At 50.2% G+C, this 17,532-nt stretch carries 12 protein-coding genes; 8 read left to right on the top strand and 4 right to left on the bottom strand.

Annotation, left to right across the window (positions count from 1 at the left end; genetic code table 11):
* Positions 1–140: 140 nt before the first annotated feature.
* Positions 141–1,226 carry a LacI family DNA-binding transcriptional regulator gene (locus RBB63_RS08805; RefSeq protein ID WP_309383216.1) on the top strand — a complete coding sequence of 362 codons (1,086 nt, stop codon included), beginning with the start codon at positions 141–143 and terminating at the stop codon, positions 1,224–1,226.
* Positions 1,227–1,385: 159 nt separating this feature from the next.
* Here RBB63_RS08805 and RBB63_RS08800 read toward each other — a convergent pair whose 3' ends face one another.
* A complete protein-coding gene (locus tag RBB63_RS08800) occupies positions 1,386–2,150 on the bottom strand; it encodes a hypothetical protein (RefSeq protein ID WP_309383214.1) in 765 nt (254 codons plus the stop codon).
* Positions 2,151–2,794: 644 nt separating this feature from the next.
* Here RBB63_RS08800 and RBB63_RS08795 point away from each other — a divergent pair.
* Together RBB63_RS08795 and RBB63_RS08790 are read left to right on the top strand one after the other, a co-directional pair.
* Positions 2,795–3,868, top strand: coding sequence for an MBL fold metallo-hydrolase (locus tag RBB63_RS08795; protein WP_309383212.1), 1,074 nt, complete (start codon positions 2,795–2,797; stop codon positions 3,866–3,868).
* A gap of 23 nt (positions 3,869–3,891) precedes the next feature.
* Positions 3,892–4,959, top strand: a complete 1,068-nt coding sequence (locus tag RBB63_RS08790; RefSeq protein WP_309383210.1) for a lipid A deacylase LpxR family protein — start codon at positions 3,892–3,894, stop codon at positions 4,957–4,959.
* A gap of 81 nt (positions 4,960–5,040) precedes the next feature.
* On the opposite strand, the gene RBB63_RS08785 is transcribed toward RBB63_RS08790, so the two are convergent.
* Complete coding sequence (locus RBB63_RS08785; protein WP_309383208.1) at positions 5,041–6,057, bottom strand: DUF6268 family outer membrane beta-barrel protein; 1,017 nt, start codon at positions 6,055–6,057, stop codon at positions 5,041–5,043.
* Positions 6,058–6,203: 146 nt separating this feature from the next.
* On the opposite strand from RBB63_RS08785, the gene ompR reads away from it, so the two are divergent.
* On the top strand, positions 6,204–6,929 hold the full coding sequence (gene ompR, locus RBB63_RS08780; RefSeq protein WP_309383206.1) for an osmolarity response regulator transcription factor OmpR: 726 nt from the start codon (positions 6,204–6,206) through the stop codon (positions 6,927–6,929).
* Positions 6,926–8,215, top strand: a complete 1,290-nt coding sequence (locus RBB63_RS08775) for an ATP-binding protein (protein WP_309383204.1) — start codon at positions 6,926–6,928, stop codon at positions 8,213–8,215. The genes ompR and RBB63_RS08775 overlap by 4 nt, the downstream gene beginning before the upstream one ends.
* A 30-nt stretch (positions 8,216–8,245) precedes the next feature.
* Here the strand turns inward: RBB63_RS08775 and RBB63_RS08770 are convergent, their stop codons facing one another.
* The gene (locus RBB63_RS08770) at positions 8,246–9,187 is read right to left on the bottom strand and encodes a dienelactone hydrolase family protein (RefSeq protein ID WP_309383202.1); all 942 of its coding nucleotides are present in this window, start codon (positions 9,185–9,187) and stop codon (positions 8,246–8,248) included.
* 340 nt (positions 9,188–9,527) lie between these two features.
* Between RBB63_RS08770 and RBB63_RS08765 the strand changes: the two genes are divergently transcribed.
* Both RBB63_RS08765 and RBB63_RS08760 read left to right on the top strand, forming a co-directional pair.
* The gene (locus tag RBB63_RS08765; protein ID WP_309383200.1) at positions 9,528–11,945 is read left to right on the top strand and encodes an alpha-L-rhamnosidase-related protein; all 2,418 of its coding nucleotides are present in this window, start codon (positions 9,528–9,530) and stop codon (positions 11,943–11,945) included.
* Positions 11,946–12,080: 135 nt separating this feature from the next.
* Positions 12,081–15,041 (top strand): Ig-like domain-containing protein, encoded by a 2,961-nt coding sequence (locus tag RBB63_RS08760; RefSeq protein ID WP_309383198.1) that lies wholly within the window; start codon positions 12,081–12,083, stop codon positions 15,039–15,041.
* Positions 15,042–15,104: 63 nt separating this feature from the next.
* Here the strand turns inward: RBB63_RS08760 and RBB63_RS08755 are convergent, their stop codons facing one another.
* Entirely contained in the window at positions 15,105–16,622 is a 1,518-nt protein-coding gene (locus RBB63_RS08755) for a sulfatase family protein (RefSeq protein WP_309383196.1), read from the bottom strand.
* A gap of 292 nt (positions 16,623–16,914) precedes the next feature.
* Between RBB63_RS08755 and RBB63_RS08750 the strand changes: the two genes are divergently transcribed.
* Entirely contained in the window at positions 16,915–17,520 is a 606-nt protein-coding gene (locus RBB63_RS08750; protein WP_309383194.1) for a hypothetical protein, read from the top strand.
* Positions 17,521–17,532 lie beyond the last annotated feature (12 nt).

Here is a 17,532-nt window from a genome sequence, read left to right as displayed (position 1 = left end):
TATCAATGTAATCCAATTTACTTGATCGTCAGAACCGGAATAATATAACGTTTAAATAAACACCTTAACTATTCCTAACCGCACGTCCTGTCGAATCTGCACCCGTCACCTTACATTCAAATCTACTTATTAGTTAGTGCATGAACATCCGCGAAATCGCCCGAATCGCTGGAGTCTCTCATTCCACGGTCTCCCGCGCATTGAGAAACAATCCTCACATCTCCCGTTCTACTAGGGAACGTATCCAAAAAATCGCTGAAGACAATGGCTATCGGCCACATCCCATGGTGTCAAAATTAATGGCTCAATTGCCACATGTCAGGCAACAAGCGAGATCTACGATTGCACTGATAACTTGCTGGAAAAATTGGGAACGCGTCAACTTTCTAAAGCAAATGCATCAAGGAACTTTGGAGCGAGCTGATGCATTGGGGTTCAAGCTAGAAGAGTTTTCTCTTTATGAGTATAAAATGTCAGCCAAGCGTTTGAATGGCGTTCTACATGCCAGGAATATTGAAGGGGTGATTATATTCCCCTTTGACAGAGAGCACAGGGAGTTAGAGTTAGACTGGCAACACTTCGCTAGCGTTTACATTGGCCGATTCTTACAGCACCCAAATCTCAATCGAATTTCGACAAGTTACTATGCAAACATGCTACTTGTCTTAGCCCAGTTAAAGACACTTGGCTACAAGAGAATTGCCCTCGCACTCACAACCGAAATGCGTTTACGCTCGGAAGACGCCTATGTCGCAGCTTATTCCGCCTACGAAAGAGATATTCCAACAGATCTTAGAATTCCCATTTTGGTTACCTCCGCTTCTCCAGAAGTTGAATCCAGAAAAACTCTCCCCGGGCAGTATGAGTATACAGATAAATTAGAATCTCAATCAGCGGTCAATTGGTTAAAGAAACATCAAGCAGATGCAATAATTTCAAATTCAAGCCCAAGGCTTGAAACCCTCGCAGAAGGGGGCATTAAAGTTCCAGATGACTTGGGTTACGCCAGCCTGGATTGCACGAACTTAGATCAAACAATCAGCGGTGTCGACCAACAACCCATACTCTTGGGCAGCGCTGCCGTGGACATGCTAACCGCTCACTTACATCGCAACGAGATTGGCATTCCACAATATCCTAAAATCATGACGATTCAAAGCAGGTGGCATTCTGGAAAAACAGCAGTCAGTCAGCAGAATCTCTTGACGAAAGCTTCAGTGACTTAGCAGGACAACCGTCGATTAATCGCTGTCAGTCTATCTATAAGTGGTGAAAGCAAACTCTCTACTTTGCATCAACACCATGTTCTTACTGTTCGGCCCTTCTATATAAAAACGGCAACTGGGAAGGCCAGTTGCCGTAGTCAAAAAAGGTGCTGAATAATATTAGAGCCGAGCAGCACGCTTGCTACGGCGACGCTTCGCAACCACTGCCAGAGATAAAACGCCAAAAACCAGGCCATAAGTTGAAGCTTCAGGAATGGTTGTTAAGTTCACCTCGTCCAATGCGATAAATTTACCAACCATATTAGATGCAGGCAAGAATGCGACAAACAGAGTCTTGCCGTCCATTCCAGCTGTGACGCTGCCAATGGAAGAATAGCTCTGCTCAGTTAGGTCAAAGTCATTGATGGCGTCCACAATACCTGACGCAACGACACCATCGATGACTCCATCAGCGCCATTCGTTGTAGTGGTGAAGAGTTGCCACTCAAACTGAGCGCCCTCATAGCCTTGTGCTGATGGAAAATGAGCTCCATGCCAAAAGCTAAAGTTGAACGTATCGCCTTCATTCAAAACATAGCCCGTGTTTACATAAAATCCGCGCTGGTTGGATGGCGATCCGCTATTATTATCTGCGCCAACAACAGCGTAATTCGTTCCATCGCTGGGAATTCCCGGATTGGTTCTTCGCAACAAACCTCTAACTAAGCCCAAGTCACCAGACAAGGTTGTCGCAGTCCCTCCATCCGAGGGCCCAATCCACCAATCAGCAGCTGTTTCAAAGCTTCCATTCAGCACATAGTCAGGCGCGGTTCCATGTATGACGATAGTTTGGGCATGGCTCAAACTGACGTTTAGGGCGCTTATTGCAGCAATTGAAGCAAGAAGCTTCGCGTTGACCAAGGAGAAACATATACGTGACATCATAACTTTAATTATGTTTGGGGTTAAATCAACTGGCCTGCAGAAATGAACTACATCAGCTTTTAATATACGGTTATAGCAGCATATCCCAGCAATCAACCTCCTCTCCATGCACCAGGTGCATACATTGAATTTCGGCTGCACCAATGAACGACCAGTTCCGTCGTTTCACCATGCACCAAACTTTAGCCCACTTAGATTTCTAGTCTGTGAGCAGACATATACTAACAATCTAAGTTTCCAATAATCATAACGCGTTCATTCCGCCACGTAAACCATACGAACGCGATTGCCTGCGATGATTGGTGAGGCCGAGTCGCCGCTCTCGATACAGCATTAGCCAAGGCTGAGTTTTCATTGACGCGCCTAAAACCCAGGCGCTCACCGGTATAGTTCTACAGGTATAGCGGGTGTAAGTTGCAGGGATTTGTAACGAATTGTTTCTACCAGCTACATTAGAAACAATCTTTTGCACTCTAGCGAGCGACATCAATTGGTCGGACCAGAAGGATTACTTGGTCTGAGCGCAGGCCGTACTCAGGGGGTTTGAAAAAGGAAGCTTTCTACACAAGCCCCCACTGCGACGAGCATGAAGCCGACGCCATGCAGGACGCCTTACTCACCGACAACCTGAAGCTAAAAACCAAGTGCTGGCTAAGATATTTAAATCCAAAACGTTTCGTTTAACTGTGACAATACTCACACTTCTAGGCGCTGTTTCTTGCTGCTCAGATCGAAGCGGCGGACGGAAAGATCAATTGGCTCCGTCGGACCACTACAACGGAGAAACATTTTTTAATCCAAACCTGCCTGCAACGTCCCTTCCCAAGTTTCGAGATGCATTTAGAATGATTGGGGATGAGCGCGCCGAGTGGCCGAAGTGGGTTGAGAATACGTCGGAGCCTGAGTTGCCAGTGCAACTGGGTGAACAAGAGATCGCATTAACCTTTGTAAACCATGCGACCTTCCTCATCCAAATCGGTGGCATCAACATTCTTACCGACCCGGTTTGGTCAAAACGAGCAAGCCCGGTTAGCTGGGCTGGGCCCGCACGCGTTAGAGATCCAGGCATTGGCTTAAATGATCTGCCCGAGATTGATATAATCCTAATAAGTCACAACCACTATGATCACCTGGATCTGGAAACGCTGAAGCAGCTCAATGAAAAATTTTCGCCGAAAATCTTTGTTCCTATCGGTGACTATGAGTTGGTCCGATCAATAGGCTACACGGATATAGTTGAACTCGATTGGTGGGAGGCGATTGAAATCAGACCTGGCTTCGTGGTTACCTTTACCCCGGCACAGCATCAATCGAATCGAGGCATATGCGATCGCCAACATTCCCTCTGGGGAAGTTACATGATAACCGCCGGTGAGCGAAAAATATACTTCGGTGGCGACACGGGATACTCCACTCATTTCAAGGAGATCAATCGTCGTCTAGGCCCCCTAGATTTGGCGCTGCTTGGGATCGGGTCCTATGAGCCTGAATGGTTCATGCGGGCGATACACATGAACCCAAATGAAGCCGTGATTGCTCATCGCGACCTCGGGGCAAAGCAAAGCGTGGGAATGCATTTCGGAACGTTCCAACTTTCTGGAGAATCCATCGACCAACCCCTACTCGACTTGGAGGCCGTCATAACTAGCGCGGGCATTCCTGAAGGCGAGTTTATCACGCTTCAAGAGGGCGAAACTCAGATATACGGACGAGACTAATCAATCGCGGCAAACAAATGAAAATGCCTGATGAAACGAGCAACTACATTGCGATGAGAACTTATAGCCTGATGATGCTGGCGAATATCTTAACTTGCACGGCAACCCTAGCCGGCACCCAGCCTCCTTCCGCGCAGCAGCAAAACCCACTTCTGCACGGTAGTCTAACACTTCAGTGGGAGAATGACTTCTTCGGTGGAGGCACTGATCGAGACTACACGAATGGACTTCAGTTGTCTTGGGTCAGCGGTGACTTGAAAACCAATGGCAAACTGCCCAAAGGAGTAAGCTTGATCACATCGCTTTTCCCCGGGCGCGAATCGGAAGGTGATGTTTACCGCGCACGCTTTTTGATGGGCCAGTCAATGTTCACTCCATCCAATACCTCTCTCGTTACGCCCGACCCGAATGACCGCCCTTATGCGGGCTGGCTTTATGGAGGCGCTGGGATCGGGCGTTACAATGATGATACGGTCGATATCTTGCAGCTAAACATCGGCATGGTCGGCCCCGCATCCCAAGCTGAGGAAACACAAAAGCTGGTTCATGATCTATTGGCGACCACAGACCCAATGGGCTGGGACTCTCAGCTTTCGAACGAGCTGGCCTTTGTTCTGTCTTATCAGAAACGTTGGCTTTGGAATGGGAAGATTAGCGAAAACTTTGACTGGGATTTATCGACAGGACCAGGGCTCGTAGTCGGCACGGTATACGATTATATAAATGCGACTGGAACGCTTCGATTTGGCTATAATTTACCCGACACACTCCCCATCGAAAGCATTGGCGCTGGTCGTTCCCTGGGTGAAGCCCTGCGTGATGAAGACTCAGCTTCGGGCAGTTTCAGCATCTACGGAATACTTGGCTTCGATGGCCGTGCGATTGCCCGCAATCTGTTCCTGGACGGCAATACGTTTAAGTCTAGTCCCAGCGTGGATAAAGAATATCTAGTGGGTGAGTTTCATGGCGGCGCGGGTCTTTCATACAACAACTTTTCTCTAAAGTATTTGATTACACTGCGATCCCGCGAATTTAAGCACCAAGACGCGCCCCAATGGTTCGGAAACATAACCGCCAGCTTCGAATTCTAGCAGTTTATAGAGTTTGAAGCAGTCTAACCGAGCTTCTCCTGGTTGAACAGATTCGCCCTCAAGAGAACCTCAATATCCAAGTTAGAAACTGTAGCGAATGCTAATACGACCGTATGCTGCAGAGTCTCCATCCAGCTCATAGCCTCTGTCGTAATAATCGAAGTTTCTTTCGATTGCCATGCCCCCGTCGGCTTGCAAATAGAGGTTTTGGTATACCTTGTAATCCACCCGCAGACCCACGCGTATCTCTTGATACTCCAGATACGTATCATTCAGATTTCGCACTGGAGCTTCGGTTACGTGGTAAGTTCCACCGGCATGAAAAATCGCGCCGCCGGTCAAGCTCAAGTCTTCAGTTAACTCATAAGAAATACCAGTCACGGGATATCCAACCAAGAGACTCCAGTCGCGCACGAACTCCCAGCGAACAGCAATCACGGGTAGCACGAGGTCGGTCCCTTCCGTTGCTGCCATAATGCCCAATTGCCAGGAAAGGTCGGGGTTCACCTGTTGCCCGATAGTCGCAACTGCCGAGAAGATAAAGCTCTCACCCGAAAAATTCCCAGAGTCCGATGAAAAGCTGGGGTTCAGGATTAGCGCTGCTGTCCACCCTTCGCCAAATACTTCCTTCAGATTTTTCACTGCCATAAAATTAAAACCCAGAGACTGAAGGTGGTCGGGTAAGGGAACTGTGCCAGTGAGCTTGAGTTCATCGCGTGAATAATAAAGTTCGGTGGAAAAATGCCAGCTTTCTGGCGATGGAAGGGAAATTCCTATTTGGGCGTCGAAGTGTTGCACTTCAACTGAGCCGAGCTTTCCGCCATTCTCGACGTCGGCATCGCTTGAAAACGAATACGAAGCGACAATGTCGCTTACCGAAAATGATTTTTCGGATTTGGTCGATTCCTCTACCACTTCATATGCATCACCCGACTCATCCACGACGACCATGCTTTCGGCCGATTGATAAGGTGTTACTTGAGCGGCTGCCTCCGGTGTAAGGAAACCGAAACTCAGAACGAGTCCGGCATAAATAAGGCAATGTTCCATGGGATGCGACGCCACGCCACGGGTATTAGATATGATTGAGTGGTTCATGTGCCCACATTCATTCAATGTTCCGATGCCAGTGTCGCTGCCAAGAGTACAAAAGATTGTTTCCAAAGCTGCTATTGGAAACATATTGTTACAAATTACAGACTCTACTCAACAGACTCGTTCAGTATAGTCTTTGAGAGATCATTATGGCGGCGCCCAATAACATACTCCTCGTAGAAGATGACGATCGGACAAGAACGCTCTTGGAGCGTTATTTAAAGGAGCAGGGATTTTCAGTCCTAACTCTGGCCAATGGCCGACGTCTGGATGAAACTCTGGCGGCACATCCTATAAAATTGATGATCCTCGACTTAATGCTACCGGGCGAAGATGGCCTTTCAATTTGTCGGCGACTGCGTGGAAGGGGTGAGGATGTGCCGATTATCATACTCACCGCGAAAGGAGATGAAATAGACCGAGTCGTAGGGTTAGAAATCGGCGCAGACGACTACGTATCGAAGCCATTCAGTCCCCGTGAATTAGTCGCCCGCATCAATGCCGTGCTTCGCCGCAGACAACCAATGCCAGTATGCGGAGCGCCATCGCCTGTGCCTAAGGTTATTCGTTTCGGTGGATTCGAATTAAACCTGAGCACCCGAGAACTCAGCCGGTCTGGGGAAATCCTTCTGATGACAACTGGAGAGTTTGCGGTGCTGGAAGCCCTTGCAAAGCATCCCCAGATACCGCTCTCACGAGATAAGCTCATGGACCTCTCACGCGGGAAAGAACACGGTGTGTATGATCGCAGCATGGATGTACAAATCTCTCGCTTGCGACGACTGATCGAAGAGGACACGTCCAAACCACGCTACATCCAAACAGTCTGGGGCTTTGGTTATGTCTTTGTGCCAGACAGTTCCTTAGCATCATGAAGACAGTCTGGAACACCCTTCTTGGCCGTACGGCGATTTACCTCGTTGCAATTATTTTAATCGTGCAGGCCCTCTGGTATGCAACGGCAGGTTACCTGATAGAAACTCAAGTCAAGCCCGCGTTCGAACGCCCCATCATTGACATGGTTGCAATGGCCCAGGCGCTCATCCTGTCGCAACCATCTGATACCCCAAACGCGAGCACACACTTGCTTAAGTTACCGCACTTCGGCGTGATTGAAATCATTCCTGACTCCGTAGATCGACCGGAATTAGTTCCGCATGAACCAGATGACCTACCGGGTGATTTAAGTCAAAGTCTACAGGAACGCTTGGGACCATTGGCGCTCTCACTGCGCGAAAAGAATAGCGCCACGAGCTGGCTGCGTTTTCCGGCGAACGATGAATTATATTGGCTCAAGTTCCCCTTGAGCCCCACTGAGACTGTCTCCAATGCAAAAGCCTGGTTTTTATGGCTGAAAATAGCATTAGCTGTCGGTGGCGCCTACCTAATTGTATTTCAGCTGACCAGAAAACTGCGCTACCTGACAGAGGCTGCCAGAAAAATTGGCCACGGTGAGCCTCCTGAGATACTGGATGTGAGCGGGCCGGAGGAAGTTCGCGCACTCTGCGAAGGCTTCAATCAAATGTCGCGTGATTTGATGAAGCTCGAAGCGGACCGCCGCCTTATGCTAGCGGGTATTTCACATGACCTTCGGACGCCACTCACCCGCCTTCGCATCGCAATGGAATTGGATGGCAGTCACACCGACCCTGCGATGATCCAAGACATCGACGATATCGACGCCATACTGGGGCAATTCCTTGACTATGCTCGTGACGGCAGCGAAGAGACGCCCGAGGTAAACGACCTCAATGCCCTCGTTGAAGATTGCACTCAGCGCTTTGCCACTCGGGGCCATCTCGTTGAAGTAAATTTGGGCCAACTAGAGCCATTCATTTTTCGAAAGCATTCAATTCGACGCGCGATAGATAACCTCATTGATAACGCGATTCGCTATGGCGAAAGCCCAGTCCGCGTACAAACTCGCCGCAATTCCGACAACGTCCAAATCATTGTTTCTGACGGTGGGCCAGGCATTCAATCGACCATCCCGACCGAGTTGACGAAGCCATTCGCACGCGAAGACGTTTCACGGACCGAGCGCGGAGCCGGACTTGGCCTGACAATTGTCGAACGGGTCGTTCGCCTGCATGGCGGTCGCCTGTTGCTGGAGAACGCACGGGCCGGCGGATTAAGCGTCACGATAGAAATTCCATATTAGATATGGTCTCACCCGAGCCAGCAGTGGACTCTACAAATAGCGCAATAGAAAACCTATAGCCGCATCACGCATCCCCTGAGACTCCTGATGCCCTTGCGGGAATATCTCCAAACGCCAGTGATCAGGATAATTCGCTTTGGCATAAAGCTTTGATAAGGCCTCATCTATCCGCTTCAAACCAGCCACTGGAGTTAAAGGATCGAAGCTTCCAGCTAATGCCAGTCGCGCACGCGGCGCGGCAAGCGCACAGATATCTGCCGTGCTAAAATGCTTTAGTAATCCGGGCACATAGTAGTAGAGGCTATGCTCACAGAGACCGTCTTCAGCCAGCAACGAATCGAAGTCCGTCAAACAACACAGGTCCGCTCCTGCCTTTATGCGCCCATCCAAAGCTGCGAGCCACCAAGTCATCGTGCTTCCCATCGATAAGCCCAGAGCACCAATCCGTTTCGAATCAATTTCTGGTCGCATTTCGAGATAATCCAGCGCCTTGATGCTATCATACACCATCATCCCCCACGGAGTACGCCCCCGCCACAGCATCTCTTTACAGAAGTCTAGCTCATCACGCCCACTTCGCTCGCCAAACAACCAATGATCAATACAAAGCACGGCAAAGCCATGCTCAATTAAATCATCGAGATACGGCTTCGGCATAAGCTCCTTTCTTGAGCAGCGCAGCTCATCCTTCCCAAGCGTATAATCTCCGCCATGCGCATGGTTGTAAAGCACCACTGGACAAGGGCTAGTATGACCACGTGGCAACGCAAAATATGCCGGGACCAGTTCCTCTCCATTCAAGTCCAAGATCAGGGATTCCAGCGTGTAAGCACTGGTCGATTCAACAGCAATTTGCTTTCCACTAACTTGTCTACTGCGAGGTGGCAGATCCCCCAGCAGCCCATAAAGCTCGCGTCGACGACTAGCCTGATGTTCCGGGTTAAAAGAAAGTTCAGTAGTCTGGGGCTTCATGAATAGATTCTCTCCTAATCGACGTAACAGCGTCTTGGGCGCACACCATAACAGTTCACTGAAATAAGCGAAAAGCAAACAAAAGTTAAACCAGCGAAAGCCCCTTAAGTGACTGGATAATTTCCTGTGAGCAGCATACCATTCAATCAGCTAACTTCTCCGCGCAACCCGCCACGATGCTCAAACAATTGACTCAAGCAGGTCGCACAGCGAAGGCCTACTGCATGGTCTATATCTCGAAAATCGCACCCGCTTAAATGCTTGAACAAACAATGTATTCTATCGGATCGGCTTTTCACGTATGCCATGAATTACGACCGAGACATTAGCCGAACATCCCATGAGCAATATCCAAGTCACCCCACTATACCTGCCGATTCAAAATACCGATGCATCGGGCATCCACATTCAATATCCCATTGAGCAAGCATGCTGGATAACTTCGTCAGCCATTACCGCCGCGCCCGAAGTGCTGAGATTTCGGCATACATTCCAAAGCGAGGGAGAAGTCATTCGCATCCACGTAAGTGGTGATCAACGATATGAGCTGAGCATCAACGGAGAACTAATCTGTCGCGGCCCAGATGCCGGCGATCTACAGCACTGGAGCTTTACTAGCTTGGAAGTAGCATTACCCAAAGGCAGAGTAGAATTCGAAGCGTGGGTATGGAGTCTAGGTGAACATGCTCCCCTAGCCCACCTTGCGCGCGAGCCAGCTTTCATTTTCGCGTGTGAAGGCAAACATGCCCCGCAACTAGACACGGGTAAGGCGTGTTGGACGGTCGAAGTTATCGAATGCATGGAGTTTGCCACGGATCGTGGTCTACCTGGAGCGCACTACATTGGTAGCGCATCGGTTTTCGATATGAGAGCGCTACCTTCAAACAGCATTAACCTCACAGAGGCCATCATCTCAGAAGCCCCTCTCGGAGATTGGTGCGCACGCTATGGCATGCGCATGGTAGCCCGGCAGTTTCATCCTGCCAACCTGCCACTACAAAAGAACATTGCAAGGCGCGGAGGTCGCATATGTGCACTTCTAGATGACGTTGCCAAGCCAGGACAAGTAATCCACATCGCCCACGAACATTGCCGAAGTCACGAGCTTGAGGACTGGCAGAAGCTAATGACCAAGCAGCATGCGATCTCCATCCCACCACACAAACACATTGCGGTATTATGGGACTTAGAAGATTACTACTGCGGCTATCCCGCACTCGCGTTTTCAGGGGGTCGCGATTCCGGACTAACCGTAGAGTGGGCAGAATCATTGTTCGAAGAAAAGTGGGGAGAAAACAGCGATACACAGCCACGAAAAGGAACACGCAACGCCTATGCGGGTAAATACTACAAGGGCTTTGGAGATACCGTAATCGCGGATGGAAAAGAAAATTGCCGTTGGCGGAATTACTGGTGGCGGTCCGGACGATTCCTGCTTCTGCGCATCAAGACCGGCAATACTGCCCTCACCCTCGAAGACTGGCATGTTTTAGAAACAGGATACCCCCTCACCTTCCACGCTGCTATTTCAGGCAATGGCTTTCCCTTTGCCCACCTATCTGAACTATGTCAACGCGGTCTGGAAAGCTGCGCCCACGAAACGTTTGTCGACTGCCCATACTATGAGCAATTGATGTATTTAGGAGATACTCGCATCCAAGCTCTTTGCCTCTACGCAACCACCCAAGATAGCCGGTTGCAAAAACGAAGTTTGGATCTGTTTGATTGGTCCCGATCTCGACAAAATGGATTCTGGACTGCATCCCGATACCCCGCTCGAATGGATCAAATCATTCCACCGTTCAGCCTAATCTGGATACTGTTATTGCACGACCACTTGAAATGGCGGGGGGACGTAAATTTCGTACGATCCAAACTAAACGGAGCACGCGCGATCATGGATCATTTTCGAACCTATGAAGATGATAACCAATTGCTCAACCAACTTCCGTGCTGGCAATTCGTCGACTGGTGCTCGACTTGGGATACGGGATACCCACCAGGCGCGATCGACGGCAAGCCCTCATCTGTCATCAATCTACTCTATCTCATGGCGCTCAAGAGCATGAGTCAGCTCGAAAAAGCTGTCGGCGATGAATGGCGCGTACAGGCATTGCAAGGGCATACAAAGCAGCTAGGCGAAACCATTCGCAAGCGATTCTGGTGCGATCAACGCAGCCTTATTGCTGATGAGGAATCCATGCAATCGTTCAGTCAGCATGGCCAAGCACTGGCGCTATTGTGCGGCATCGTTTCTGATAATGAGGCCGCTGGCATGCTGAACGCACTCGCGTCAGACTCTTCGCTGCACCAAACGAGCGTCTATTTTCGACATTACCTCTTCGAAGCAGCCTTCCGATACAAGCGTCCGGACCTCTTCTTCAGCGGTTTGTCAGAGTGGCTTGACATGCTTGAGGCAGGAGCCAAAACGCCTTGGGAGCGTCCTGAACCAAGCCGATCAGATTGCCATGCTTGGGGCAGTCACCCTTGGTTTTGGCTGATCACTGGCGTAGCCGGGATCAGGCCCGGCAACATAGGCTTTGAAACCATTCACATTAAGCCTCAACCCGGCGATTTGCCTCATATCTGCGCCCAGATGCCACACCCCAAGGGAGAGATTAAGCTCAATCTAAAATTCCAAGGAAACAGCTGCCACGGAACCATTTGGATCCCCTCCGATTGCGAAGGCCAGTTTGCTTGGAACTCAGAAAAGCATCCTCTGAAGGCTGGCGATAACGCCATTCAATATAGCCCATAAGATTCCGTTCAACTGCTTGAGTGCGCACACCATTTGCTCACCGCACCTGGAGTGAGTAAGTACCAGCCTTTCAACTAATGCCAAGGCGAACCAAGTCTATGATCGAATCACCTGGGCCAGAACAAGAGTTGCTCCATGAAACCAATCCCTCAATACGCCCCACCAAACAAAGCAGGATTTCGCGTAGCGATTAAATTCGCGGTGGCTTGCGCCATATCATTCGCGTTCGCGCAGAGTTCATTCGGTGTTACCTATCCGGCGGCGAATTCAACCAACTTTCCATCCGGCAGCTTTGATGATGGCAGTGTCGACGAGCAAGGGAACCCGACGCCCATGCACTATCGCTATTTCATACCGAAGAACTATGATGCGGAAGACACCGAAACGCTCTATCCCCTTGTCTTGTTCCTGCATGGTGCTGGAGAAAAAGGAACAAACAACCAGAAGCAATTAAGCAACAACGCAAACGGCGCCATGATATTCATCTCCAGCGCCAACCCGGACAATCAGACAGATTACCCGTGCTTCTGGGTGGCGCCTCAAGCCTACGGAGGTGACTGGCGCACAGGAACCAAGCCAGCACAAGTTCAGGGAATTTTGGATGAGCTCATTGCGAATTACCATATTGATCCCAACCGAATTTACCTAACCGGGCTTTCGATGGGCGGTAACGGCGTGATGAGTCAGTTGTTAAACTATCCAGAGCGATACGCCGCGGCGAATGAAAACTGCGGTTGGCTTGGTGCGAGCAGCGCTGCGGGCATCGAGCACATACCACTATGGGCTTTTCACTGCGCAAACGACAACACAGTGCTAGTCAGTGGCTCCGACAATATCGTGGGGAACATGCGCGATCTCGGCGGCAAGCCAATATACACCCGCTACGAAACCGGTGGACACAGTGGAGCCTGGAGTCGCGCATACAACCCCGCCACCCCGCTGGTTCCTTGGATGATGGCCCAACGCAGAGGCCAACCACCGGTCGCCAATATCGGCCCCTACGTGCAAGTGAACTCACCCGCGTCACGCCATGTCTCTACAAACGCCGATAGTTACGCCATCACTGGAGAAGCCGCAGAGAACACGATATCTGTTTCCTACCGCAATGCGCAATTTTGGAACGACGTCACTCCAACAATCAATGGAACGACAAGTTGGGATGTGACCATTTCGCCTCTGCGGGAAGGTCGCTCCAATGAAATATATGTTGAAGCCGAGATCGAGAACTACGTTGCGCCAGGCAATGGAACGACTACAGCAAACGCGTATCTATACATTAATAGTGTCGCCCCAGGCGGGGACGCGACTCAACCAGCTCTGAATATTTCCCAGCCAATAGCAGATCCCATCTACCTTTCGTACGGAAACTCGATTCAGCTCGCGGGCACTGTGAGCGACAACACCGCCGTCACCAGCCTGACCTGGCAAAATAGCCGCGGCGGCAACGATAACATTGCCATATCTGAATCATGGGCGTATCCCGATCTGCCACTCCAAGAGGGACTGAACATTATTACGGTAACTGCATTAGATGCGGCGAATAACGTTTCTGAGCAACAAATACTGATCGAGGCGATCATTAACCAAGCTCCAATCGTAGATGCCGGAGAAGATCAAGCTGCGGTCTTACTAACAGCTGGAGCAACTTTGAGCGGCATCGTCAGCGATGATGGTGTTTCTCCTGGAAACACGTTCCCCATCCTGACGTGGAGCCAGCTCAGTGGACCCGGAACGGCATCGTTCGGAAATGCCAACTCCGCCATTACATCCGTCAACTTCACCGATGAAGGTACATACGTTTTAGAACTAAGCGCTACCGACGGCGAATTAACGACAACGGATACGATAACGTTGTCAGTGGTTACCGAGCTTCCGCCGAGAACAATCCTTTATGACTTTGGCACTCAGAGCCTGCCATCAGGCCACTGGAACTTGGTCCGCTATGCGGGCTTAGGAGATGAAGTTCTGAACGCAATTGACACCAATGGAGCCCCAACAGACATAGACTTGGTATTTACGAACGCGTTTAAAGGTCGCAACACCGAAGGCCCATCCGGCACAGGACTATACCCCGACGAAGCCACCACGGATTCCTACAACGTGAACAATGCAAACCGAGGAGAGTTCCGCTTCGAAGATCTCGACCCCAATAAGACTTATTCGATAAAGATATTTGCCTCGGCAGCATTTGACTCTGCCAACGACAGCGTTGGCATATACACGATTGGCTCAACGACACTCACGCTTGATGCTACCGACAACACGACGCAAACCATAAGCTTTGAAAACATCACTCCCGACACGTCCGGCCACATCGCACTATCGATAGCTGCCACAGACGATTCAGGCGAAGCATTCATCAACGTTCTGGAGCTTATTGAGTACAGCGCTGCCCCCACTAACCTAGCACCCATCGCTGTTGATGATTCTGTCTGGGTGGCGATTGACTCCGTGGTCATCATTGATGCGCTGCTCAATGATAGCGATCCTGACGAGGGTCCGACGCCATTGACAATTAGCGTGATCAACGATCCTGCAAATGGAAGCGCAGAGCTATCTGACGGAAAGATCCAATACGAACCCAACCTTGGATTTACCGGTGTAGATAGCTTCGGCTATACCATCACCGATGGCACGGACACTTCCTCCGCACTCGTATATGTGGACGTTCTCACGCCTTACAATGCCTGGACAAAGCTCTACAATCTCGAGGGAGACGACGCGCTTCCAATAGAAGACCCAGACCATGACGGCATCACGAATTTCATGGAGCGGGGCTTCGGTCAATCCCCGCTGTCCCCGGACGTAAGTGGATTAATTTTCAGCCGAATTCAATACGATGATGGAACGCCATTTTTATACATCGAGTTCAATCGAAACTCATTGATCGGCGACCTTCGCTACACTGTTAAAGAGTCCACCGACCTATCCGAATGGCACGAAATCGGCAGACACGAATTAGGCATAAACTATGGCTCTGCATTTGTTAGCGAAAGTGACAATGGAACTGATCGAAAACGCCTGGAGTTTAAGACGCCCCTCCCGGCGGAGAGCGAGCCATCCTTCATCCGAGTCGAGCTCGAAAGTATAGAGTAGTCAGTAAGGCATAGTGCGAGCAGCCATGCCTCAATCCATGGCTCGGCAGTTGAACGAAAGCGATCACTCTTTCAAGATTACATCTGAGGGTTTCACTGGGAACCCAGTTACCCCACGCGAACCATCGAATTGTAAAATGCGCTGCAATGGTCGCTTGCGGTATGGCAGGCATTTCAGACTCCCATCTGACACGGCTTCAATCGGGCCAAATTCCAGCAAGGCTTTAGTGAGTCTGTCTTTCAACTGCGAAGCAATCTCCGCCTCGGTGGCAGCCAAATTTGTCAGTTCGTGCGGGTCATTCTGCAAGTCGAATAGCTGCTCCAGTCCCCCATTGCACAAATAAATGTACTTCCAGTTCTCGAAGCGCAGCATTGCCTTAAACTCATTGGTTCCCGGCTCCCCATGGCAGCCGATAAGTTGATCACGCGCTGGAGATTTCGCATCAAGCATACCGAGAACATCGATGCCATCGCGCACGTCACCATGTCCGGCAGCGGAGGTCGCGATTGCAAAAAGATCGGTCAAACAAACCAAGTCATCACGCACGATTCCGGCCTCAATGTGCTTTGGCCAACTGAGTAAAAATGGTATGCGACACGACGATTCAAAAAAGCTTTCTTTCTGCCACGCGTGGTGATCACCCATATGGTCCCCGTGGTCTGACACAAAGCAGATCAAAGTATTTTCCGCCTGTCCCGTTTGCTCGACAGCATCAAGCACCTTACCCAAACATTGATCGATGTAGGAGATCTCTCCGTAATAGCGCGAATAAAGTATTCTGGCATGCTCGTCGGTGATATTCTCCGCATACACCGCATAATTCATCCATGGAATCTGCTCATCCATATGGTCGGTCGATAAATCTCCCTTGATGGGCGTGGGCATCGAGTCAGGATTATACATTCGATTAAAAGGCAGTGGCGGCGCCAATGGAGGATGCGGCCCGATAAACGATAGAAAGCCGAAATAGGGACGATCATCTTCTGCCAATATTTGCTCAACGGCACGATCACTCGCCCATGCCTCTACCCCGATCTCAGCGGGAAGCGGACTCATCTGGGGCATGTAATACATCTCGGTTCGCTCCCCCATCAGCATCTCGATAAAATCAAATTGCGGATGCTGCTCCGCAATCCAAGCAGCATAATGATCCCCCCTGCGCTTCTCCGGAGCATGATACATTTCTTCGCTATACAAATGACATTCATAGCCAAGTTCTTCATCCCAAGGAGAGGTATGAAATTTACCAATGCCGAAAGTGCGGTAGCCATGCTCTCGCATTGTTTCAGCTAAGTAGGGGCCGCATCGGGCAGCCATGGTTTCCTCTTGTCCAGGAGCGGGAGGCATTACACCATTCGTGAAAACCCGAGTCCTAGGAGGTTCACAACCAGTGCGCACAGTGTAGCGGGCTGCGACGCATACCGGGCAAGTCGAGTATGCATTCGAGAACGAAACCCCACGCCTCACCAGGCGATCCATGTTCGGCGTGTAAATCCGCTCATTGCCTAAAGCAGCGATCGTATCATAGCGCTGCTGATCAGTAATGATGTATAAAATGTTCGGGCGCGAATGCTGAGACATAATAGTGGCTGGAGGACAGGTATCGAAAAAAAACGACGGCTGATGCTAAATGGTCTTCCCGGCAAGGAAGTCCATTCTGCCTGCCGTGCCGTAAACATCGATTTTCGGTAGAATACTTCGCCCAATTCCCAGGCTTCAACAAACGCGATTGCTCAAGCAATAAAGCACGCAGGTAACGGCAGTAGCGCGGCGCTCAAATGGTTGATCATCGCGCCCCGTTGCTCACCCAACTGACGATCTGCTTACATCTTCCGTAAACAACCCCCCTGTTCGCAGAAAACCCAAGCCCAACATGAAACTAACCAAAGTATTTCTTACAGCCCTGACCTTGCTTGCCATCAGCGCCCACTCTCAAGCCGAGACGCAGACACTCGTCATCACGGACTTCACGCAGCCCAAAGAGTGGGATGTGTCCAAATGGAATACCGCAGAAGGGAGAATTGCTTTACGTCCCAATGTTCCACCTGCCCTAAAAGCTGCCACTCCACCAGTTACCGAGTCACTGGGGATGAAAATCAATTGGCCGGGCGGTGAAGGCTTCCGCGTATTCTCGCTGCAACCGCGCAATGAAATCCAGCTACCTTCAGGCGTTACGGAGATTCGGCTGTGGTTAGATGGCAGCGGCACCAAACATTTTTGTGAACTCATTCTGAAAGACGCGAATGGCAAAAGACAAAAGATCGGTATCGCAATGCTAACTGATGATGGCTGGAAGCAATTTAAGAAAAATGTGGCCCCGAACCTACAGCAGCCCCTTACCCTCACTGCAATTTCCTTTCATGACTGGGGAAACCCAACCCCAGGCGAAATCACCACATACCTTTCCCAACTGGAAGTCGTTGTTGATTCCTCCGCTCCTCAGACCAATACTAGCACAGCATCCAAGGACCAATGGTAATGGCTACGATTT

This window comes from Cerasicoccus frondis (assembly GCA_031296915.1).
Classification (GTDB): domain Bacteria; phylum Verrucomicrobiota; class Verrucomicrobiia; order Opitutales; family Cerasicoccaceae; genus Cerasicoccus; species Cerasicoccus frondis.
This window is presented reverse-complemented; position numbering and strand designations above follow the sequence as displayed.

Coding starts and splice junctions, on each gene's coding strand:
- RBB63_RS08805 (WP_309383216.1), top strand. CDS start 141: ATGAACATCCGCGAAATCGCCCGAATCGCTGGAGTCTCTCATTCCACG.
- RBB63_RS08800 (WP_309383214.1), bottom strand. CDS start 2,150: ATGATGTCACGTATATGTTTCTCCTTGGTCAACGCGAAGCTTCTTGCT.
- RBB63_RS08790 (WP_309383210.1), top strand. CDS start 3,892: ATGCCTGATGAAACGAGCAACTACATTGCGATGAGAACTTATAGCCTG.
- RBB63_RS08785 (WP_309383208.1), bottom strand. CDS start 6,057: ATGAACCACTCAATCATATCTAATACCCGTGGCGTGGCGTCGCATCCC.
- ompR (WP_309383206.1), top strand. CDS start 6,204: ATGGCGGCGCCCAATAACATACTCCTCGTAGAAGATGACGATCGGACA.
- RBB63_RS08775 (WP_309383204.1), top strand. CDS start 6,926: ATGAAGACAGTCTGGAACACCCTTCTTGGCCGTACGGCGATTTACCTC.
- RBB63_RS08770 (WP_309383202.1), bottom strand. CDS start 9,187: ATGAAGCCCCAGACTACTGAACTTTCTTTTAACCCGGAACATCAGGCT.
- RBB63_RS08765 (WP_309383200.1), top strand. CDS start 9,528: ATGAGCAATATCCAAGTCACCCCACTATACCTGCCGATTCAAAATACC.
- RBB63_RS08760 (WP_309383198.1), top strand. CDS start 12,081: ATGAAACCAATCCCTCAATACGCCCCACCAAACAAAGCAGGATTTCGC.
- RBB63_RS08755 (WP_309383196.1), bottom strand. CDS start 16,622: ATGTCTCAGCATTCGCGCCCGAACATTTTATACATCATTACTGATCAG.
- RBB63_RS08750 (WP_309383194.1), top strand. CDS start 16,915: ATGAAACTAACCAAAGTATTTCTTACAGCCCTGACCTTGCTTGCCATC.